The following is a 20603-nucleotide window of genomic DNA, read 5'->3' on the forward strand; positions in this document are numbered from 1 at the left end:
CGGCACCACGCCCGAGCTGTCCGCCACCATCTCCCGCAGCCATCTCCCGCAGTCATGCCCATTGGTGACCAAGTATCACGATCCCACCTGTAGCGTGGTGATCCGGATCTCCGCGGGAGTACGCATGGGTGGACCGGACGAAACGTCGGCGCACGGACCGGCCGGATTCGGGGCGGAGCTGCGCCGGTTGCGGGGTGAGCGCGGGCTGTCGCTGACGGCGCTCGCGCAGCGGATCCACTACAGCAAGGGCTATCTCAGCAAGATCGAGAACGGCGGCAAGCCGCCCACTCCCGATCTGGCCCGCCGGTGCGACGAAGAGCTGCTGGCCGGGGGCGCGCTGGCGCGGCTGGTCCCCGAGGTGCCACCGGCCAGGACACCGGAAGCGGACGACCCGCGGAACGCGGTGTGCCCCTACCCGGGGCTCGCGGCCTTCCGCCCGCAGGACGCGCGGTGGTTCTTCGGCCGGGACCGGGCCACCGCCAGGTTGCTCGAACAGCTCGCCGGCCGGATCGGCGGCGGGCCGCTGGCGGTGATCGCCCCGTCCGGCGCGGGAAAGTCCTCCCTGCTGCGCGCCGGGCTGGTACCCGCGCTGGAGCGCGGTGCACTGCCTGTCGCGGGATCCTGCGGCTGGCCGGTGGTGGTGTGCACGCCCACCCCGAACCCGCTGAAGGAGCTGCTGCGTTGTGTGACCGAGGCCCTGGGGACCGGCCTGAGCGTCACCCCTGAGGAGCTCGAGGAAGGGCCCGGCCGGCTGGCGGAGATCCTGCGCCCGGTCCTCGGCACGGCGCGGCTGGTGCTGCTGGTCGACCAGTTCGAGGAGACGTTCACGCTGTGCGCGGACGAGGCGGAGCGGCACGCCTTCGTCTCCGTGCTCTGCTCCGTCTCCCGCGCCGCGTCCGGCGGCGGGGAGCCGCCCGCCGTGGTGGTGCTGGGGATGCGGGCGGACTTCTGCGGGCGCTGCCTCGAACACGAGGAGCTGGCGGCGGTCCTCACCCACGGCCTGTTCGCGCTGGGCCCGATGACGGCGGCCGAACTGCGGGAGGCCGTCGTCCGCCCCGCCGAACGGGCCGGGCTCGCACTGGAGCCGGGCCTGGTCGAACTGCTGCTGCGGGACCTGGAGGTGCGAGGCGCCTCCCGTGGGACAGCGTCCGGCGCCCTTCCGCTGCTCTCCCACGCGCTGCTCGTCACCTGGCAGCAGCGCAGCGGCCGCACGCTGACCGTGCACGGGTACGAGATGACGGGCGGCATCCACGGCGCGATCGCCCGGTCGGCCGAGGAGGTCTTCGGCCGGCTGCAGCCGGCCGAACAGGACCTCGCCCGGCGCATCCTGGTCCGGCTGGTGCACGTCGGCGACGGCGACGTGGAGTCCCGGCGCCGGGCGGACCGCGATCCGCTGCTGGCGCAGCTGCCCGACCGGCGGGCCGCCGAGGCGACCCTCGACGCCTTCGTCCGGGCCCGGTTGCTGACCGTCGACCGGGACGCCGTGGAGATCACCCATGAGGCGCTGCTGCGCGCCTGGCCCCGGCTGCGCGGCTGGATCGACAACGACCGGGCGGGGCTGCTGACCCATCAGCAGCTCGCCCAGGCCGCGGGTGAGTGGGTGCGGGAGCGGCGCGACCCCGGGCTGCTGCACCGCGGCAACCGGCTGTCCGTCGCGCGGGAATGGGCGGAGCAGACCGACGGCCGCGCGGAACTCGGCCCGCACGAGACGGAGTTCCTGGACGCGAGCCTGGCGGAGGAGCGGCGCCGCCGGACCGCCGCTCGGCGGCAGGCCACGGTCCAGCGGCGGCTGCTGGTCACCCTCGCGGCGCTGCTGGTCGTCGCGGTCCTCGCCGGAAGCCTGGCGTTCCAGCAGCGGTCGCGTGCCGTCGACGAGCGCCGGGTCGCGCAGTCGCAGGAGATGGCGGTGCGGTCCGGCGCGCTGGCGACCGGGCAGCCGGAGGCGTCCATACTGCTGGCCGCGGCCGCGTACCGCACGGCGCCGACCACCGAGGCGCGCGGCGCCCTGCTCAGCACGCAGTCCCAGTACTTCGCCGGCCGGCTCAGGGGCCACACGGGACCGGTCAACGCGGTCGCGTTCAGCCCGGACGGCCGGCTGCTGGCCTCGGCGAGCTCGGACGGCACCGTACGACTGTGGTCCGTCGCGGACCACCGGACGGTGACGGCCCTCACCGGCAACGGCGCTCCGGTGCGTTCCGTCGCGTTCAGCCCGGACGGCCGGCTGCTCGCGTCGGCCGGCTCGGACGGCACCGTACGGCTGTGGGGCGTCGCGGACCACCGGGCGGCCGGGACGCTGACCGGTCACAGCGGCGGCGTCCGGGCGGTCGCCTTCGCGCCGGACGGCGCGACCCTCGCGTCCGGCGGGGCGGACGGCACCGTCCGGCTCTGGGACGTCGCGGGCCGGCGCCTGCTGACGACGCTGACCGGCCACACCGACCAGGTGCTCTCCGTCGCCTTCGCGCCGGACGGGAAAACCCTCGCCTCCAGCAGCGCCGACCGCACCATCCGGATCTGGGACGCCGTGGGCCGGCAACCGCTGACGACCCTCACCGGCCACAACGACGAGGTGCTCTCCGTCGCCTTCGCGCCGGACGGGAGAACCCTCGCCTCCGGCAGCGCCGACCGCACCGTCCGGCTCTGGGACGTCGCGGAGCAGCGGCCGCTCGCCACTCTCACCGGCCACAACGACGACATCAACGCGGTGGCGTTCAGCCGGGAGGGTACCGCTGTCATCAGCACCAGCGGCGACGGCACCGCCAAGCTCTGGGACACGGCGACCCACCGGGTGACCGCCACCCTCGCCGGACACACGGACTACGTGCTGTCCATCGCCGTCGGGCCGGGAAACCTGCTGGCCACGGCGGGGTTCGACCAGTCCGTGGTGCTGTGGGACCTGGGCAGGTCCGCGCTGACCACGCGTCCGTTCGCCGAGCTCTGGCAGTCGGCCTTCTCCCCGGACGGACGGCTGCTGGCCTCCGCAGGGGCGGACCGCACCGTCAAACTCTGGGACGTCACCCACCGCCGGCTGCTCGCCGACCTCACCGGCCACGACGGATCCGTCTTCGCCGTCGCCTTCTCCCCCGACGGACGCCTCCTCGCCTCGGCCGGCGCGGACCGCACCGTCAAACTCTGGGACGTGGCGCGGCACCGGCTCGTCACGGACCTCACCGGGCATCAGGACTTCGTGAACACCGTCGCGTTCAGCCCGGACGGGCGGACGCTGGCCAGTGGCAGCGACGATCTGACGGTGCGGCTGTGGGACGTGGCCGGACGCCGGGCCGGCGCCGTGCTCCGGGGGCACAGCGGTTCGGTGCGGGGCGTGTCGTTCAGCCCGGACGGCCGGACCCTGGCCAGTGGAGGCAACGACGGGACCGTACGGCTCTGGGACCCGAGCGGGCCCGGCGCCGACGGCCGCACCGCCGGACTGTCCGGCCACAGCGGCGCGGTGCGCGCGGTGGCCTTCAGCCCGGACGGCCGGACGCTGGCCGGCAGTGGCAGCGACGGCACCGTACGGCTGTGGGACACCGGCGGGTGGCGGCTCACCGCCACCCTCACCGGACACAGCGGCGCGGTCTGGGGGGTCGCCTTCGACCCCCGGCAGCCGATGCTGGCCAGCAGCAGCAACGACGGCACCGTGCGGCTGTGGAACGTCGATGTGCGGCAGCGCGGCGCCGAGATCTGCCGGCTGGCCGGAGGAGCGGGCCGGACGCGCTGGGCCCAGTTGCTCCCCGGCGTGCCGTACCGGCCCGTCTGCCCGTCATGACAGCGCAGGCCAGGGCCGATCAGCGCTGATCAGAGCTGTTTCCCCAGGTGTTTCCCGTTTCCCGTCGGATCGGGCGACGGGCGGGTCCTCGACGCCGACCGGCCCGCCGCACAGGCTCGGAGGGCAGCAACCGAACCGCAGCGACCGGACTTTCGGCGGGACGAACGGGGACCACGAATGCGACACACCCGGCACAGGATCAACAGGATCACCAGGGCGGCCAGCGCCCTCTGCGTACTGGCGCTCAGCGGATGGGCGGCGGGGCCGACCGCGCAAGCGGCCCCGTCGGCCCCGGCGCGGGCCGCGGCGGCGGCCGGCACCTGCGACGTACTCGCGCCGGGCGCCTCGGCGGTGGCGGAGAAGGCGGTACGGGCGGCCTGCGGGCAGATCGGCGTCTGGTACTCGTGGGGCGGTGGCCACGGTGCGCAGCCCGGCGCCACCTACGGGCAGGTGGACCCCAGCGACCCCGCCAGCAACCACGACCCCGAGCGGCGCGGTTTCGACTGCTCGGGGCTGGTGCGGTTCGCCTACGCCCAGGCCACCGGGCAGGACATCCTCAACGGCACCTCCCGGAGCCAGTTCAACACCACACACGCGTCGGCACGCTTCAGCGCCGCCCAGGGCACCGCACCGCTGCGCCCCGGTGACCTGCTCGCCTACGGCAACGGCGGCGCGATCCACCACATCGCGGTCTACCTCGGCGCGGGGAAGATGGTCGAGGCCCGGCAGTCGGGCACGCACGTCATGGTCAGCGACGCCCGGGTGGGCGGCGACTACGCCGGAGCGGTCCGGATCGACGGCACCGCGGCGCCGGGCGGCGGCTTCAGTACCTGGGGCACCGACGTCTGGACGCACGCCGACGCGTCCACCACGAGCGCGCGGGTGTACAAGTTCGCCGGCCCGACCTCGGTGAAGATCAGCTGCCAGAAGCACGCGCAGTCCGTCACCGCCGAGGGCTTCACCAACGACGCCTGGTCCTATCTGCCGGACTACCGCGCGTGGATCACCAACATCTACATCAAGGGTCCCGCCTGGCTCGTCGGCGTACCCACCTGTCCGTGAGGGCGTAGCGCCGCCCCGGACCTCACGTTCCACCTCACCCCACGCACCACCCGCACCCATCATCTGGAGGAGTCATGTCCGCACGCAGCAGGTTCGTCCTCGCGCTGGCCGCCACCGCTCTCACCGCGGGGCTGACGGCCGCCGTCCCCGCCTCGGCCGCGCCCGCGGCACCCGCCCCGCACGCCAGGGCCGCCGCCGACTGCAGCATCTGGGCGGACGGCCGCCTGCACTGCGGGAACGCGGCCGGAGCGAAGGGGTACGCAGACCGTTCGTACAATTCCGCGGTCAGGGGACAGCTGAACTCGACGTTCAGCTGGTTCCAGTGCTGGGGCCACGGCGACCGGCACGGGGGCGGCAACGACATCTGGTACTGGACGCAGCTCGACAACGGCCAGTGGGGCAACGTGCCGGCCGTGAGCGTCAAGACGCCGGTGGACCCCGCACCGGGCCTGCGCGAGTGCTGAGCTGACGACCCGCCGGCCTCCGGTCGGCGGACGGCACGGTGGGCCGCTCCTGATCAGGGGCGGCCCACCGTGCTGTCCGCCGGCAGAGGTCAGGCCACGTCGCCGAGGGCGCGCAGCGCCGTGACGGCGATGCCGTGGTCCTGCTCGGGGGCGCCGCCGCCGAGGCCGATCGCACCGATCAGGCGCCCGCCGCGGTGGACGGGCACGCCGCCCGCGATGAACAGCAGCGGCCGGTCGAGGGCGGTCGGCAGGGTGTGGAACGGGGCGCCGGGCTGGACCGCCTCGACCAGGTCCGCGGTCGGCGCGTTCAACTGCAGGGCGGTGAACGCCTTGCGGGTGCTGGTCTCGCCGGAGATCAGCACCGCGCGGTCGTCGCGCCGGAAGGCCAGCAGGTGCCCGCCGGCGTCGAGGACGCTGACGCTGACCGGTACTCCGGCGGTCTCCGCGGCCGCACGGGCGGCTTCGACGAGGGTCTCGGCGTCCTGGATGGTCAGCGGGAAGACAGCGTTTGGGGGTGGTGGTGCTCATGGGGTGGTTCTCCTCAGTGGGGTGGTGCGATGACGGGGCGGGGCGGGTGGGGTCCCGCGGTGGGAAACGGGATGGTTCAGAGGTGGGCCGGAACGGACACCGGCTCCCGCTCGACGGTCGGCGTGGGCGCGGCGGAGGCGGCGGGCACGCTGTCGGCGGTGAGCCGGCGGTGGGCGGTGGTCCGGCGCTCCAGGGAGCCCGACACGATCGCGAGCACCAGCGCCGCGGCGGCGAGCGCGCCGCCGACCCAGTTGGGCGCGGTGTAGCCGAGGCCCGAGGCGATGACGATGCCGCCGAGCCAGGCCGCGAGGGCGTTGCCGAGGTTGAAGGCGCCGATGTTCACGGCGGAGGCGAGGGTCGGGGCACCGGCCGCCTGGTCCAGGACCCGCTTCTGCAGCGGCGGGACGGTCGCGAAGCCCAGGGCGCCGATCAGCAGGATGGTGACGGCGGCCGCGACCTTGTTGTGGGCGGTGAAGGTGAACAGCGTCAGGACGACCGCGAGGGAGCCCAGCGTCACGTACAGCATGGGCATCAGGCGGCGGTCGGCGTACCGGCCGCCGATCAGGTTGCCGCCGACCATGCCGAGGCCGAACAGGACCAGCAGCCAGGTGACGGAGGTGTCCGCGAAGCCCGCGACGTCGGTCATCATCGGGGTGATGTAGGTGATGGCGGCGAAGACCCCGCCGAAACCGAGGACGGTCATCGCCATCGCGAGCAGCACCTGGACGTTGCGGAAGGCCGCCAGCTCGTGGCGCAGCCGTACGCCTTCGGGCCGGGGCTGTTCCGGCAGCAGCTTGGCGATGCCGAGCAGGCCCAGGACGCCGAGGCCCGCGACGACGAAGAACGTGGTACGCCAGCCGAAGTTCTGGCCCACGAGGGTGCCGAGCGGTACGCCGACCACGTTGGCGACGGTCAGACCGGTGAACATCATCGCGATGGCTCCGGCCTCCTTCGCCGGGGCGACCAGGCCGGCCGCGACCACCGCGCCGATGCCGAAGAACGCGCCGTGCGCGAGGGAGGCGACGATGCGCCCGGCGAGCATCACACCGAAGACCGGGGCGACCGCGGAGATCACGTTGCCCGCGATGAACAGGCCCATCAGCAGCATCAGCATGCGCTTGCGGGAGATCCGGGTGCCGAGGACGGTCATCAGCGGGGCGCCGAGCACCACGCCGAGGGCGTAGCCGGTGACCAGGAATCCGGCGGTCGGGATCGTGACGCCGTAGTCGGCGGCGACCTCGGGCAGGAGCCCCATGATCACGAACTCGGTGGTGCCGATCCCGAAGGCCCCGATAGCGAGGGCCAGGAGTGCGAGAGGCATGGGGTTCACTTCCCAGTAACGTTGCGAGTGCGCCTTACGGGACCTCACAATAATTGCAGACGCGTTTCATTGCAAACGCGGGCTATCGCGGTAGTGCTCTATCCTGTGCTGTATGCGCGCTCACGCCCGCACCTCGCCGCAGAAGGGACCCTCCATGACCGCCACCGACCCCGCACTCACCGGTCTCGCCCAGGGCTGGTGGGCGCTGTCGCTGCTGCACGGCCGGATCGAGGCGCACATCGAGCGGGCGCTGCAGGCGGGGCACGACCTGAGCGTCCGCGAGTACTCACTGCTCGACGTCCTCAGCCGCCAGCACGACGGCGAAGGCGGCCACCTGCGGATGCACCAGGTCGCCGACTCCGTCGTCCTCAGCCAGAGCGCGACCACCCGGCTGGTCTCCCGGCTCGAGGACCGCGGGCTGCTCTCCCGCTATCTGTGCCCGACCGACCGCCGCGGCATCTACACCAACGTCAGCGAGGCCGGTCTGAAACTCCTCGCCGAGGCCCGCCCGACGAACGACGCCGCCCTGCGCGAGGCCCTCGACGAGGCCGCGAAGAACCCCGAGCTGACCCCGCTGGCCAACGCCGTCGAATCACTGGGCGCGCCCGCCTGAACCGCCCGGGAGTGCTCCGGGGCGGGCGGCCCGCCCCGGAGCACTCACCTCACCCCGGTCACTCCAGCGTGAAGTCCTCGAAGTCGAACCCGGGGGCGACGACGCACGTCACGAGAACCGGCTCGTCGCCCGCGGGCTCGGCGGACTGCCAGAACCCGCCGGGCACCAGGAACTGCGGCTGCTCCCCGTTCTCGACCCCGCTCCCGAGCACCGCCTCGACGGCCCCGGCCTCGTCCGGGCGCTCGCCGTCGCCGCCCAGCCGCATCCGCAGCGGGCCTCCGCGGTGCCACAGCCACAGCTCGTCGGAGCGCACCCGGTGCCACTTCGAGACCTCGCCCGGGTGCAGCAGGAAGTAGATGCCGGTCGCGAACGCCCGCGGCCCCGGATACCCGGCGGGGACCGCCTCGCCGGGGGCCTTCCAGGTCTCCCGGTACCACCCGCCCTCGACATGGGGTTCCAGACCGAGCAGCGCGACCAGTTCAGAGATGTCCGTCATGGACCCAGCCTCTCGCACTTGACGCGGCATGGGGCCGGCGCGCACAGGGGGCGGCGGGCCTGTGGTGTCCCACCACATGGGTCAACGGACCAGCTGTTTCTACGGTGTGGCAGCACCCGGATAATCCGTCCCCGCCCGGAAGTGGAAACCATGACTGCCCAGGCCCCCGCGCCACCCACCCCCGGCTCGCTCCGCCGCATCGTCGCCGCGAGCCTGATCGGCACCACCATCGAGTGGTACGACCACTCATCCGAAGAAAGCTAGGACCTGCGGGTTTCCTTGATCCGGGCCGTCGCAGTCAGCACGGAACCAGCACCGGGATCTTGGCGTGCTGATCCAGTGCTGGCTGGGCCGCACCGCAGCGTTTGCCGCCGAGCCCGGCAGCAGGCGAGGAACGATCACGGAGCGTCGGTGCCGAGGGAACCAACGACACCCGCCCGGCCCAGGGTCACCCGGCGTCGACGTCAGCTGTGGCCACGTACCGGGTGTGGCTGGTAGGGCCGCTCCATCCGGGCGATCTCCTCATCGGTGAGCGCCACGTCCACCGCCGCGACCGCGTCGTCCAGGTGGGCCGTCTTGGTGGCTCCCACGATGGGCGCGCTGACCACGGGCTTGCTCAACAGCCATGCCAGCGCGATCTGTGCCATCGGCAGCCCCCGCTCGTCGGCGACGGCCGCGACCGCGTCGACCACGTCGAAGTCGGCCTCCGTGTAGAACTTTTCGGCCAGGGCGTCGTTCCCGGCGCGAACGGTGCGCTGTTCACCGCCCCGCCTACGCGAACCCGCGAGCAGCCCGCGCGCCAGTGGGCTCCAGGGGATGGCTCCAGCTCCTTCGTCGAGGCAGAGCGGGATCATCTCCCGTTCCTCCTCCCGGTACACCAGGTTGTAGTGGTTCTGCATGGACGCGAACCTGGTCCAGCCCGCCGCCCGTGCGGTGTATTGGGCCTTGGCGAACTGATGGGCGAACATGCTGGACGCGCCGATGTAGCGAGCCTTCCCGGACCGCACAACGTCGTACAACGCTTCCATGGTCTCCTCGATCGGGGTCTCGTAGTCCCAGCGGTGGATCTGGTAGAGGTCCACATGGTCGGTCTTCAACCGCCGCAGCGAGGCGTCGATGCTCGCCATGATGTGCTTGCGGGACAGACCACCGTCGTTGGGACCCGGCCCCATCGGGAAGTAGACCTTCGTGGCGAGCACGTAGTCGTCGCGGTGCGGGAAGAGTTCGGTGAGCAGCCGTCCGGTGATCTCCTCGCTCCGGCCCAGCGAGTACATGTCGGCGGTGTCGAAGAACGTCACGCCGGCCTCGACCGCACGCCGGACGATGGGCTCGGCAGCGTCCTCGCGGAGCATCCATTTCTCATCGGCCGGGTCGCCGTAACTCATCATGCCCAGGCCAATCCGTGACACCTTCAGGCCTGAGGTGCCGAGCCGGGTGTACTTCACGCTGTCTCCCTTTGATGTGTCTGGTCTTGTTGCTGGTGGATCGCGATCGCGCCGATGACCAGTGCGATGCCTGCGAGATCCTGCGGGGTGAAATGCTGGCCGCCGTCGAGGCGTACATGCGGACCATCGCAATGAGCGTGTCCCGACCGCCGAACGGCCGGGCGCCTCGGCCCACCGCATTGCCCTCGGCACTGTGGGCGGGGCGGCGACGCTGACCCTGGCGACGTACGGGGCAGCGCAGGCTGTGACACGCGGCCGGAAGCGGAGGTGGCGCTCCGCCGCGATCAGTGGCGGTTAGACCAGCGCGGCGGTGCTCGCACAGGTCAAAGTGCCCGTGAGGGTGCCAGTGGCCGTGTCGGTGAGGAGGCCCCGGTGCGCTCGACGGGGAGCTTGGCGAGGGTGTCGGTGTCGGCGGTCCGGGCGTAGGTGGCTACACCGGCGCCGGAGACATCCGCCCATATGGTCGGGTTGGCGCTGCCGATGGTCATGAGTACCGACGTCTTCCCCCCGGCGTGAGAGATGAGGGCGGTGACGTCGGAGGCCGTGCTGGAGGTCGCCGTCGTGAGCAGGTCCCCGGCCGGGTCCTTGCGCCCGGCGCAGTCGACCTTGTCGAAGTGATAGGTGGCACCGCCCGAGCCGGTCACGGTGAGAGTGCCACTGCCGCCGCCGGAGGCGGCGCCGTTCGGCGCTGTGCTCTTTGCTGTGGCGCTGCCCGATGTGGTGTCCGAAGCCGTCGCGCTCCCCCTCGTGGCCGAGGACGAGCTGCCGCAGCCCGCGACGACGAGGATGGACAAGGCTCCGACCGCAGGAACGGCGGAGCGAAGGGATATACGGTTCATAAGCCAGATCCTTAAGTGACCCTTGTCGGGCTGCGGCGATCATCCCACCGGAGACTGCCAGTTCTGAGAGGGCGTACTCCGAGCATTTCGCCCTTTGCCCCTTGTTCGGTCAACTAGCTTTCGCAGCGAGAGATGTGACGTTCTGCCGCGATGAGCTGATGTGGAGCCATGGGCGAGCGTGCCCCGTAGCCGTGGCGGTCAGGCGTCGAACGGGGCCGCGGCGACCAGGTCGAGGAAGCGCGCGTGCTGGAACAGGGCGGCGATCGTCGAGTCGGGTTTAGCCGTCGCCTGCCGGGTCATTGCCTCGCTCACGTAGGCGGAGAACCCCTGCCGGGGGTGGCGTTCGAGCACCTCGGCGACCAACGCGGGCGGCAGCTGGTCCAGGCGTAGGCCGACGACGTCCGCCACGGCGCCCAGGTGGACCGCGGCTACCTCGGGCCGGGGGTCGTCGGCCGTGCTGATCTCCAGGTGCAGGGCGATCGCGTCCCGGACCAGCTCGACCAGCTCGGGCCGCGCGCCGCGGGTGGTCAACTCCTTTGCGGCCAGCCAAGATCCGTGCAACTCGAACGGAGTAACGGGGTCGTCGTACGCCTCGACCAGAGCCAGGTCATGCAGGGCGGCGGCGATGAACAGGGCTTCCGCGTCGAAGGCGCGCTGCCGCCCGTCGAGGAGGGCGGCACCGAAGCGGTAGGTGCGGTAGCAGTGGGCCACCAGGGTGGGTGGGCAGGCGGTGTGCAGCAACTGGTCGGCTGCACGGGCGAGCAGTGAGTCAGGGAACGGGGACAGTGGCACGAGTGGGGCTCTCTCTTCGTTGGCCGCGGTGGCGGAAGCGGCGGCGGCACTCGGCGAGGGGTGGTGACGAGCCGTCGGCGGAAGGCCCGGTGCGGCGTTGCCACCGAGCCGAGTCCGCTGACGTCCGCGACCTCGGGCAGGCTCTGCTCGGTGTCCTCCGGCAGGCGGCGCGCGGCCTCCAACCGGACGGCTTCGATGTACGCAGCGGGCGTGCTGCTCGTGCGCTGGCGGAGAGGCACGAGAAGTGACGCATACTCAGCTGCAGCTGTTCGGCGCCGCCACCAGCACTCGAATCGACGATGCGGGAGCCACCGTGTCCTTCATGCGGCGATGGCGTCGACCGGGGCGGGGGCGCCGTTCATGTTGATGGCGTCGGCGTCGGCGGTGGTGGCCGTGAGGACGGTGAGCGCGGCGAGTGCGGCGATGGCAGTGACGGCGGCGGCGAGCTTGCGCATGGTGGTGCCCTTCGTCGGGGGTTGACGGTTCGAGTTCTGCTCTATCGGGTTATGACAGTGCGTCGGCGTGGTGTCGGCTCAGTCGGCCGCGGGCTCTGCCGATTCCCCCACCCGGTTGACCGTGCCGGTCGCCACGTCGTAGACGAGGCCGGTCAACCGCAGGTCGGCGGGGATGAGCGGTGTGTGGCGAAGGACCTGAAGGTCTGCCCTCACCGCGGCGGTCGGATCCGCGAGGTGTTTGGCGTCGAGCTCGTCCTCGCTGACGCCGAAGATCTGAGCGGCGAGGGCGGCGTGCTCCGGCCGGGCGAGGCGTGAGGTACCGCAGTCGGTGTGGTGCATCACGACTATCTCGACGTCCAGGTCCAGGTTCTCGACGAGGGCCACGGTCGCGAGAGTCGTGAGCGTCCGCACCACGTCCGGTGTGACCCGGCCGCCCTCGTTGCGGATCACCACGGCCTCGTCGAGTCGCAGCCCCAGCACGTGGGCGGGGTCGACCCGGTGATCACAGCAGGTGACCAGAACCGTCTGGAGCGACGGCACCAAGGACGAGGCGCGCCCGGGGTGGTGCTCGGCGTGCGCCTGGTTCCGCTTCAACAGTTCGCCGGTGACGGTCATGGGATGTGCTCCTCGGTGATGGGTCGGCGAACGTTGCCGTCCTTCGAGGAAGATCGTCCCTCCGTGACCACGCTCCTGCCGAGGGGCGGGATCGCCCTCTTGTGGGGGTATTCTCGCCACATGAATCACACACCGTACCGAGTGGGAGTCCTGGCTTTCGACGGGTGCTTCGCCTCGGAGGCGTTCGGATTCGCCGACCTGCTGACCGTGGCGAACCAGGTCGCCGTGCACCTCCACGGCGACCTGGCTCCCAGGTTCGAGGTCGCGATCGTGGCCGCCCGCCGCCAGGTGACCGCCTCGGGCGGTGTCTCCCTCGGTACGGTCGCCGTGCCCGCCTCGCTCGACCTTCTCGTCGTGCCGGGCTTCGAGCTGATACCGAATCAGGACTTGGACGCCCGACTGCGCACCCTCGACAGAGAGGTCGGTGTGATCGGGCAGGTCGCCGGCAGTGGGGTGCCGATCGCGTCGATCTGCCTCGGGGCGTTCCTCCTCGGGGAGGCCGGGCTGCTCGACGGACGCCGGGTGACGACCGCCTGGCTGTTCGCCCGGGCCCTGGCCGCCCGCTACCCGCGAGCGACGGTGGACGCGAAGGCCCTCATCGTCGAGGACGCGGGGATCACCACCACTGGGGCGTTCAGCACCGCCTTCGACCTCGCTATGACGGTGATCAGCCGTTCGATGGGGGACGAGATCGCCCGGGTGGCCGCCCGCGTCACCCTCGTACCCGACGGCCGCACCAGCCAGGCGCCCTACGTGGACGAGGCAATCTCGGCGGCACCCGGTCGGCAGTTCTCCGGCGACGTGAAGCGGTGGCTCGAGGCCCGGACCTCGCAGCCCTACAGCCTGTCCGAGCTGGCGGCGGCCTTCCACGTGAGCACCAGGACGATGCTGCGACGCTTCCGGGCCGAGACCGGCGAGAGCCCGCTCAGCCATCTCCAGTGCGTACGCATCGGCACGGCGAAGGCCCTCCTCGAAACCTCCGACCTGCGCCTTTCGGACGTCATGTCGAGGGTCGGCTATCTCGACCAGGGCACGTTTCGGCGCCTGTTCACGTCGCACACCGGTATGAGCCCGGCCGAGTATCGCGGCCAGTTCCGGAGAGGCCCGGGTCGTGTACGAGCAAGCTGTCGCGGTTCTGAAGGTGACGTCACAGCGACCCGCCCGGCGACGCCGGAGGGCCGTCGCTCGGCACGCCAAGAGCGGCAGCCGGCCACCACCCAAGCCGTCCAAAGCAGCCCGACACCTCATCCCCTCCGCGGAGTTGGCTGATCCAATTGATCGTCAAACGCCCGGTGTTACAGGTACGGTCTTGCGCTGTCGGGGGGACGGACGAGGGGAGCGTGCTGGGTATGGGGCCATTGGCGGCGGATGATCCTGAGAGAATCGGTGACTACAGGTTGCTGCGTCGGCTCGGCGCGGGTGGCATGGGGCGGGTGTATCTCGGGCGGACGGCCGGGGGCCGGACGGTCGCCGTCAAGGTGGTGCACAGCGACTTCGCCGCCGACGCCGAGTTCCGGGCCCGATTCCGTCAGGAGGTCGCGGCAGCCCGGCTGGTGGGCGGTCAGTGGACGGCCCCCGTGCTGGATGCCGACACCGAGAGTGAGCGCCCCTGGGTGGCCACCGGCTACGTTGCCGGGCCCGCACTCGGCGAGGCGGTACGGGAGTTCGGGCCGCTGCCGGCCCGGTCCGTCCGCACGCTCGGCGCCGGGCTTGTCGAAGCTCTGGCGGCGGTGCACGGGCTGGGGCTGGTGCACCGGGATCTCAAGCCGTCAAATGTGATACTGGCCCTGGACGGGCCGCGTCTGATCGACTTCGGTATCACCCGGGCACTGGATGCCGCCACCACGCTCACCCGGACCGGCTTCGTGGTCGGCTCGCCGGGTTTCATGTCGCCCGAGCAGGCACAGGGCCGGCCGGCCGGGCCGCCCAGCGACGTCTTCTCGCTGGGCGCGGTCCTGGCCTTCGCGGCTACCGGCATCTCTCCGTTCGGGGAGGGCCTGAGTGCGGCCGTGCTGCTGTACCGCGTGCTGCACGAGGAACCAGAGCTGGGCGGTCTCGACGGAGATTTGCGCGACCTCGTCCTGGACTGCTTGGCCAAGGGCCCCGGCGACCGGCCGACGCCGGCGCAGTTGCGGGAGCGCCTTGAGAGCGGCGGGTCCGGCACCCTGCGACTGGGCCAGGACGGATGGCTGCCGGCTGCGATATCCGGCTCGTTGGCGCGGTTGGCCGTCGAGCTGCTGGATCTCGATACGGGCCTGAGCGTAAACGGCGTCGGCGCGGCGGCAGGAGCGGAGTCCGGACCGTTGTCGGCAAGCAGTGTGCTGCCCACCGGGTGGACGTTGACGGGGCCTCAGCTGTTGACGCAGCCTCAGCCGAAAGTCCAGGTGGGGGCGCCCTCTCAGCCGCAAACGCCACCGACACTGCCGACACCACCTCAGCCGCAGACGCCACCGCAGGTGTGGCCACCGGCCCAGCAGGCTGGTCCGAGTACGCCGCTGTATGCCCAGGCCGGCCCCCATCCGAAGCCTTGGCCGCAAGGGACATCTCCCCGCCGAAGCCGGAGCGGTGCGATGATCGCAGGTATCGCCGCGCTGTCAGTGGCAGCCTCCGTCGCTCTGACGCTGTGGCTGTCGGGTAGCTGGCCGGGCGCCGGGGATGGGAACTCGCAGGTGCCGGGCGCGGCACCGGGCCAGTCGTCCGGCGCCTCGAAATCCTCCGGCAAGCCGCCGGGCCAACCCGCGCCGCAGACCTCGCAACCGGCCGCCGGCATCCCGGCCGCTCTTGTCGGGACCTGGCAGGGGACGCTGAGCGCTACGCAGTCCGGAGTGACCATGACGTACCGCATCGAGCTCACACAAGGCAACACAGGCGAAACGATCGGCCATTCCAGCAGCACCTTCGACAGCCTCGGCTTCCAGTGCGCCGGAGCAGACGTCCTGGTCTCCGCGTCGACCAGATCGATTACGGCGACTGAGTCGTCGGTCAGTACCAATACCCTCTGCGACGCTCGGCCGGTACAGGTGACCTTCAGACTGAACACCAGCGGCAGCCTGCAGGCGACCGCACCAGGAGTGAGCGGCGAACTCACCAAGCAGGGCTAAGCCGTTTCTGATGGCTCTTGGCCAGGCGCGAAGCCGGTCCGGTGACACTCCGCGAGCCACCTCGTGAGGCGCGGGCTGCCTCATCGGACGCACCCGCGCCAGCGCGAGGACGGTTTCAAGAGCGGTCAGAAGCGCTCTGGCCTTTCCCTTCAATGGGCCACGCGCTACCCTCGATCGTTCATGAGTCCTCGTCAGTTTGTTGACGGGGACTCTGCGGTTATGTGGTGCGGTCTTTCCGGGGCCGGGCCAGGTTGAGGGCCCGGTTGTCGCGTCGGGTGTGCGCCGGGTTCCACTTTCCGGGGGCGGTACTGCGGGTTGTTGGGGTGGTCGAAGTGGCTGGTCAGCCGGGGTTCGGCAGGCTTTGCAGCTGGTCGATCGCTCGGGTGATGATGTCGGTCCAGGGCCATCGGGCGGTGAAGCGAAGCCAGCGGCGGCGGCGGCCGGTGGTAACGAGTCGGGCGGCAGCGGAGAACAGGCACAGGCGGAGTTTCTTGGGCTCCCAGCTGCGGGTTTGGCTGGTCAGGGCGAGCATCGGCATCCATGCGAGGAGGTCGAGTGCGAGGGAGATGATCTCCAGCCAGATCTGGTTCTGCGCGGTCTGGTGCAGGAGGAGGTTGCGTAGGCCGGTGTCGCGGGCGTTGCGGATGCGGTCCTCGCATCGGGCCCGGCGGCGGTGGTGGAGTTCGAGGTCGGCGAGCTGGCCGCCTTGGGTGTTGGTCGCGAAGCAGGTGAGGCGGCTGCCGTCGATGTCGGTGAAGCGGAGTTGGGTGCCGGGGTGGGGTCGTTTCTTGCGGACGATCAGCCGCATGCCCTTGGGCCAGGAGGAGAGGTCGGGCATGTCGGTGATCTCCGCGATCCAGGCGCCGGGGCGGTTCGATGCCGTCGGAGTCGTAGGCCGGCGTCCAGGCCCGTTTCGGGATGCTCAGGACGGCGTGGTGGATGGTGTCGGTGATGGTCATTCCGACGGAATACGAGAGCCATCGGCCCCGGCGGGAGAGCCAGTCAAGGAAGGCATGGGTGCCGTCGGCGGAGTCGGTGCGGATCAGTGTCTGCCGTCCTTGCCGCAGGGCTTTGGGCAGTTGGGCCAGCGCGAGCTGGGTGGTGGTGATGTGGTCGGCGGCAGTGTTGGAGCCGGCGTTGCCGGGCCGCAGCAGGGCGGCCACCAGCTCCCCGGAACCGGATAGGCCGCGGTCGACGAACGCGACGAACGGATGATGCCCGAAGCTCGTCTTCCAGGTTGCGGTGGCGTCCTGTTTCTCGGAGTGCGCAAGTACCAGTACGCCGTCGATGTTCACGATCACGTGGCCGTCGGCGGCCGGGTTGGCAGCTGCGGCCAACTCCCAGACCCGCTTCCTCACTTCGGCTCGCGCCGAGCGGATCGCCGTGAGGGCTTTCGGCCCGGCCCCGGCAAGAACTCGTAGCGCTGGAGCCGTCATTGTGTTCGGGGTGCAGCTCAGTCATAGCCGAGACCGCCGCGTGACGCTGAGCGCGCACACCTTCCGGCCGTTCAACGACCACACGATGATCCTGGCCCGCATAGACAGCGAGGAAGCGCACTTCGCCGGCCAGGCCGCCCACGCCCCCTGCACGACCACGAGGTCACCGTCACGATCACCGCCGAGCTGCAAGAAGACATCGACACCGTGCACGGCTCGACTGCCTCCAGACGGGCAATCGGGCGCCGAGGCCATCCGCGGCCAGGGACAGGGCGCCGGCCCCGACGGGCAGTCCGGCCAGCCGGGAGCAGACGAACTCCAGCAGCACGGTCGCGTCAATCTTGCCGAGGGTGTGCTCCCACCGCAGGTCGGGACCAGCACCAACTGCCAGTGCGCCGAGCACGTTGCCCCGCGACTGCTACGTCCACGAGGCCACCGGACTGGCGCTGTTGCCCGGCTCCGCACGCTCGCGGTTCGAGGAAGACCTGTGGGACATGTGGGGCCTGGCCGACAAGCCCCGTTCCATCAAGCAGCACGAGCTGACCTGGGACTTCTCCCAGATCATGAACCCGAAATGGCGTGTGGTCGCCAAGGAGATCCTGATCGCGCTGCTCGCCCCGCAGCACGACAGCGTGCTGGAGTGCGCTCTCGCGCTGCGCAAGTACCGCAGTCCCCGCACCTGCAACCGCTTCCTGAGGAAGTTCACCGCGTGGTTCAACTGGCTGACCGCGAACGGGGTCACCTCCCTGGAGGAGGTCATGCAGGAGCACTGCGACCGGTTCACCTCCGAGGATCAGTGGTATGTCCCCAAGCCGGGTGCGCCTCCGGTCCAGGTGGAACCCGAGACGCTGGCCGAGAGCGTGCGCGTCGTCCAACTGATCACGCTGTACGGGGACCTGTTGTCCACGGACAGCTACCGGGCGGGCTTTGTCCCGTGGGACGGCCGGAGCACCATCAAGGTTGTCGGTGGCACGTGGCTGCGGGGCAACCGCACCCCGCCGGTGCCCGACCACCTCCTCCAGCCCGCGCTGGCCACCTGCCTCTACCTGGTCAACACGGTCGGTCCGCACCTCGCCGATCTTGTTGAGCAGGCCCGCGCCGACGCCGCGAGGACGAAGGGCTTCCCGCGTGGCACGCTGGCCCACGTCCCCGACTTGAAGCGCCTGTTCGCGCAGATGCATGTCGATCGCGTGCCGCTGCCGCTGGCCGATGGCAAAGGGCGGGCCCGGCGTATCAGCACCGGTGACCTCGCGCCCCTCAAAGACCTTGCGTGGTATCGCCTCGCGCACCAGGTCGGCACCAGCACCATCGCCGACCTGTTCCTGCGCGAGAAGATCACGCCCGAGCTCCTCGTGCTCGCCGAGGACGTAGGCTTCGAGAACTACTGGGCGCGCACCGCGCCGACGGTCGCCCGTGAAGAGGACGGCGCATCGGTGCCGTGGACAGCCCCGCTGTCCGACGCGGGGCTCCAATCGATGGTCGCCAACACCCTTGTGGCATGTCTGGTGGTGACCAGCGCGCTCAGCGGCATGCGCAACAGCGAACTGGTCGAACTCAACGTCGGCTGCCGGCGCCAGACGGTGACGAAGTCGGGCGGCACCCGCTACCGGCTCGCCGGCCGTTTGATCAAGGGCCAGAAACTGGGCGGGGTGCCCGACGACTGGGTCGTGATCGAGGACGTGCATCGTGCCGTTGCCCTGGCCGAGCACCTGGTGGGGGCGCCGCCCGGCGCCGCACTGTTCAACACCGTCGCCCTGTCGTTCGGCCTCACCCGCATGCGGAAGTGGCTGGAGGAGACCGGGAACCGGGAGCGCTGGGGTCTGCCGGTCATCCCGGCCGGCCCCATCAACGCCCGGATGCTGCGCCGGAAGCTCGCACTGTCGATCGCCGCGCGGCCCGGCGGGCTGCTGGCCGCGAAGATCGCGCTGAAGCACATCTCCGTCGCCACAACAGAGGGGTATGCCGCGCGCCCGGCGGATCCCAGCGACTGTTCCTCACCGAGGTCGAGGAGGCCGAGGAAGAGAAGCACATGGAGCTCACCGTGGAAGCGTTCCGCGACCTCAAGGCGGGCCGCCACCCCGCCGGTCCCGGCGCCCGCGGATTGATCGAGGCACTCCAGCATGTGGATGCGCAGCTCAACGAGGCCGCCCGTCACGATCCGAAGGTCTTGGACGACGACCGGCACCTGGAGAGCCTTCTGCGCAAGCTGTCGAAGGTACTTCACGTCGGAGCGGCGAACTTCTGCTGGTTCCGCGACCCGTCCAAGGCGCTGTGCCTCAAACTCGCGGACACCCCGAACGCCAAGAAGCCGCTGGTGGGGATGTGTGACTCGGCCCGTTGCCCGCAGGCCACCCACCATCAAAGCCACCGGCCCGTGTGGCTCGGACAGATCGCCGTGATCGACACCTTCGTCGAGAGTCCTCGGGTGGCCAAGGGCGAGAAGGAACGGCTCCTGCCCGAACGCGACCGTGCCCAGCGCGTGGTCGCCGAGATCGACGCCGCCTCTGGGGCGACGTGAGAGAGGAATGTGATGGCTCGGCTCACCGAGAAGGACAAGTCCCGCAACGAGGCAGCGATCCGGGCCGCGATAGAGCGGATCTTGAGCGGGAACCTGCCGCCGGGCGGCAAGACCGATCTCAAGACCCTCGCCGCCGTTGCTGGAGTGACCCGCACCGGCTTCTACTCGAAGAAGAACCGCGACGGCACCCCCAGACCGGGCGCCTACCAGCACCTGGCCGAAGAGTTCGAGCGCCGGGTGCGCGAACTCCAGCAGGCCGGGAAGATCGTCGACCCGCGCGAGGCACAGATCGAGCGGCTGAAGGCCGAGCGAGCGGAACTGAAGAAGCGCCTCGCCGACCGCGACGCGCGCCTGGAGAAGCTCACCGGCTTCAAACAGCTGGCGATCTCCCGGCTGGCCGCCCAGCATGCGGAGATCGAACGCCTCCGCCAGCAAATCACCGACGGCGCCACCGTCCGGGTCCTGCCCGCCACCGCAGACCGCTCGGCGCCGCACGGATCGTGCAGTTGAACAGCCCCTGGAACTTGCCGAGCAGTCCGGAGCGAACCCTCTCACACACGGCGAGATCCGCAGTGCGGAACATCCACCGCGATCACGGTGTCGTCCTCCGGGATGCCGACATCCAACCACCGACTACCCCGCACTGCGCGATCTACCGCCCCGGCATGACGGATCTCCACCCCTGCATAGCCGACAAAGCCGGTCCGCGACTGACCCGCGAACGCGCGGAACGGCGACGAAATTTATCCACAGCCGCATTCCTGGACAATCTTTCTGGGCGAGCCGGAGAAAGGATCATCCGGACCGCTCGATACCAAACGCCCTCACGCAATCCGCCTCGTGTCCGGTTTCGTTGGCACTCTCGAAACCGCCACAGGCACCTACCGCCCGGCCCCGGCCCCCGAAACCGGGGATCCACCGACCTATTGACGCCCCCCGACCCAACATGGAAGTCGCCGCTGTGACCGTCTCTGACCACGCCGAAGTCGCCGTCATAACCCCGACCCAGCTACGCCCAGACCGTATCCCGTACCTGCTGGAGCTACACGCCAGCCTGCACCAGCAGGACGTCCAATGGCAGTGGGTCCTAGGGCGTGTGTGGGGTTGTGATCAAGGCTGTGATTCGAGGTGTCGGATCCAGAGGAGGCCGGCACA

The 20603-nt window shown here is 70.7% G+C and carries 17 protein-coding genes and 2 pseudogenes; 9 read left to right on the top strand and 10 right to left on the bottom strand.

Annotation, left to right across the window (positions count from 1 at the left end; translation table 11 throughout):
* Nucleotides 1-124 precede the first annotated feature (124 nt).
* From C6N31_RS28685 to C6N31_RS28695, 3 genes are all read left to right on the top strand, one after another.
* Complete coding sequence (locus tag C6N31_RS28685) at nt 125-3763, top strand: nSTAND1 domain-containing NTPase (protein ID WP_198358539.1); 3639 nt, start codon at nt 125-127, stop codon at nt 3761-3763.
* A 177-nt stretch (nt 3764-3940) separates the two neighbouring features.
* Nucleotides 3941-4825 (top strand): C40 family peptidase, encoded by an 885-nt coding sequence (locus C6N31_RS28690; RefSeq protein ID WP_138353970.1) that lies wholly within the window; start codon nt 3941-3943, stop codon nt 4823-4825.
* Between the two features lie 74 nt (nt 4826-4899).
* Nucleotides 4900-5289 carry a hypothetical protein gene (locus C6N31_RS28695; protein ID WP_138353971.1) on the top strand — a complete coding sequence of 130 codons (390 nt, stop codon included), beginning with the start codon at nt 4900-4902 and terminating at the stop codon, nt 5287-5289.
* 89 nt (nt 5290-5378) lie between these two features.
* Here the strand turns inward: C6N31_RS28695 and C6N31_RS28700 are convergent, their stop codons facing one another.
* Together C6N31_RS28700 and C6N31_RS28705 are read right to left on the bottom strand one after the other, a co-directional pair.
* Nucleotides 5379-5783: a GlcG/HbpS family heme-binding protein gene (locus C6N31_RS28700; RefSeq protein WP_138353972.1), complete on the bottom strand. Its 405-nt coding sequence runs from the start codon at nt 5781-5783 to the stop codon at nt 5379-5381.
* Between the two features lie 110 nt (nt 5784-5893).
* Complete coding sequence (locus C6N31_RS28705) at nt 5894-7138, bottom strand: MFS transporter (protein ID WP_138353973.1); 1245 nt, start codon at nt 7136-7138, stop codon at nt 5894-5896.
* A 154-nt stretch (nt 7139-7292) separates the two neighbouring features.
* Between C6N31_RS28705 and C6N31_RS28710 the strand changes: the two genes are divergently transcribed.
* Nucleotides 7293-7751: a MarR family winged helix-turn-helix transcriptional regulator gene (locus C6N31_RS28710; RefSeq protein WP_138354026.1), complete on the top strand. Its 459-nt coding sequence runs from the start codon at nt 7293-7295 to the stop codon at nt 7749-7751.
* Between the two features lie 58 nt (nt 7752-7809).
* On the opposite strand, the gene C6N31_RS28715 is transcribed toward C6N31_RS28710, so the two are convergent.
* The 7 genes and pseudogenes from C6N31_RS28715 to C6N31_RS28740 all read right to left on the bottom strand — a co-directional run bounded on the left by C6N31_RS28715 (nt 7810) and on the right by C6N31_RS28740 (nt 12393).
* Nucleotides 7810-8247, bottom strand: coding sequence for a cupin domain-containing protein (locus C6N31_RS28715; RefSeq protein WP_138353974.1), 438 nt, complete (start codon nt 8245-8247; stop codon nt 7810-7812).
* 464 nt (nt 8248-8711) lie between these two features.
* Nucleotides 8712-9692, bottom strand: a complete 981-nt coding sequence (locus C6N31_RS28720) for an aldo/keto reductase (RefSeq protein ID WP_198358540.1) — start codon at nt 9690-9692, stop codon at nt 8712-8714.
* Nucleotides 9693-10015: 323 nt separating this feature from the next.
* Nucleotides 10016-10531, bottom strand: coding sequence for a hypothetical protein (locus C6N31_RS28725; RefSeq protein WP_198358541.1), 516 nt, complete (start codon nt 10529-10531; stop codon nt 10016-10018).
* A 198-nt stretch (nt 10532-10729) separates the two neighbouring features.
* Nucleotides 10730-11323, bottom strand: coding sequence for an HD domain-containing protein (locus C6N31_RS28730; RefSeq protein ID WP_198358542.1), 594 nt, complete (start codon nt 11321-11323; stop codon nt 10730-10732).
* Between the two features lie 110 nt (nt 11324-11433).
* Nucleotides 11434-11562: pseudogene (locus C6N31_RS46175) on the bottom strand (AraC family transcriptional regulator); the annotation flags it as partial.
* Nucleotides 11563-11643: 81 nt separating this feature from the next.
* Nucleotides 11644-11778 (bottom strand): hypothetical protein, encoded by a 135-nt coding sequence (locus tag C6N31_RS45260; protein WP_269288646.1) that lies wholly within the window; start codon nt 11776-11778, stop codon nt 11644-11646.
* A gap of 78 nt (nt 11779-11856) precedes the next feature.
* Entirely contained in the window at nt 11857-12393 is a 537-nt protein-coding gene (locus C6N31_RS28740; RefSeq protein ID WP_198358543.1) for a carbonic anhydrase, read from the bottom strand.
* 120 nt (nt 12394-12513) lie between these two features.
* Between C6N31_RS28740 and C6N31_RS28745 the strand changes: the two genes are divergently transcribed.
* Both C6N31_RS28745 and C6N31_RS28750 read left to right on the top strand, forming a co-directional pair.
* Nucleotides 12514-13662: a GlxA family transcriptional regulator gene (locus tag C6N31_RS28745; protein ID WP_198358544.1), complete on the top strand. Its 1149-nt coding sequence runs from the start codon at nt 12514-12516 to the stop codon at nt 13660-13662.
* 80 nt (nt 13663-13742) lie between these two features.
* The gene (locus C6N31_RS28750; RefSeq protein ID WP_198358545.1) at nt 13743-15494 is read left to right on the top strand and encodes a serine/threonine-protein kinase; all 1752 of its coding nucleotides are present in this window, start codon (nt 13743-13745) and stop codon (nt 15492-15494) included.
* 340 nt (nt 15495-15834) lie between these two features.
* Here C6N31_RS28750 and C6N31_RS28755 read toward each other — a convergent pair.
* Nucleotides 15835-16906 (bottom strand): annotated as a pseudogene (locus tag C6N31_RS28755) (IS1380 family transposase); the annotation flags it as partial.
* Nucleotides 16907-17334: 428 nt separating this feature from the next.
* Here C6N31_RS28755 and C6N31_RS28760 point away from each other — a divergent pair.
* From C6N31_RS28760 to C6N31_RS28770, 3 genes are read left to right on the top strand one after another with little or no spacing between them, the layout of a single operon-like run.
* Entirely contained in the window at nt 17335-19035 is a 1701-nt protein-coding gene (locus C6N31_RS28760) for an integrase (RefSeq protein WP_198358546.1), read from the top strand.
* Complete coding sequence (locus tag C6N31_RS28765) at nt 18960-19448, top strand: hypothetical protein (RefSeq protein ID WP_198358547.1); 489 nt, start codon at nt 18960-18962, stop codon at nt 19446-19448. Before C6N31_RS28760 ends, C6N31_RS28765 begins: the two co-directional genes overlap by 76 nt.
* A gap of 12 nt (nt 19449-19460) precedes the next feature.
* Nucleotides 19461-19958, top strand: a complete 498-nt coding sequence (locus C6N31_RS28770) for a hypothetical protein (protein WP_198358548.1) — start codon at nt 19461-19463, stop codon at nt 19956-19958.
* The last annotated feature ends 645 nt before the right edge of the window (nt 19959-20603 follow it).

Origin of the sequence: Streptomyces fildesensis (genome assembly GCF_016107395.1) — a bacterium.
Taxonomy (GTDB): Bacteria; Actinomycetota; Actinomycetes; order Streptomycetales; family Streptomycetaceae; genus Actinacidiphila; species Actinacidiphila fildesensis.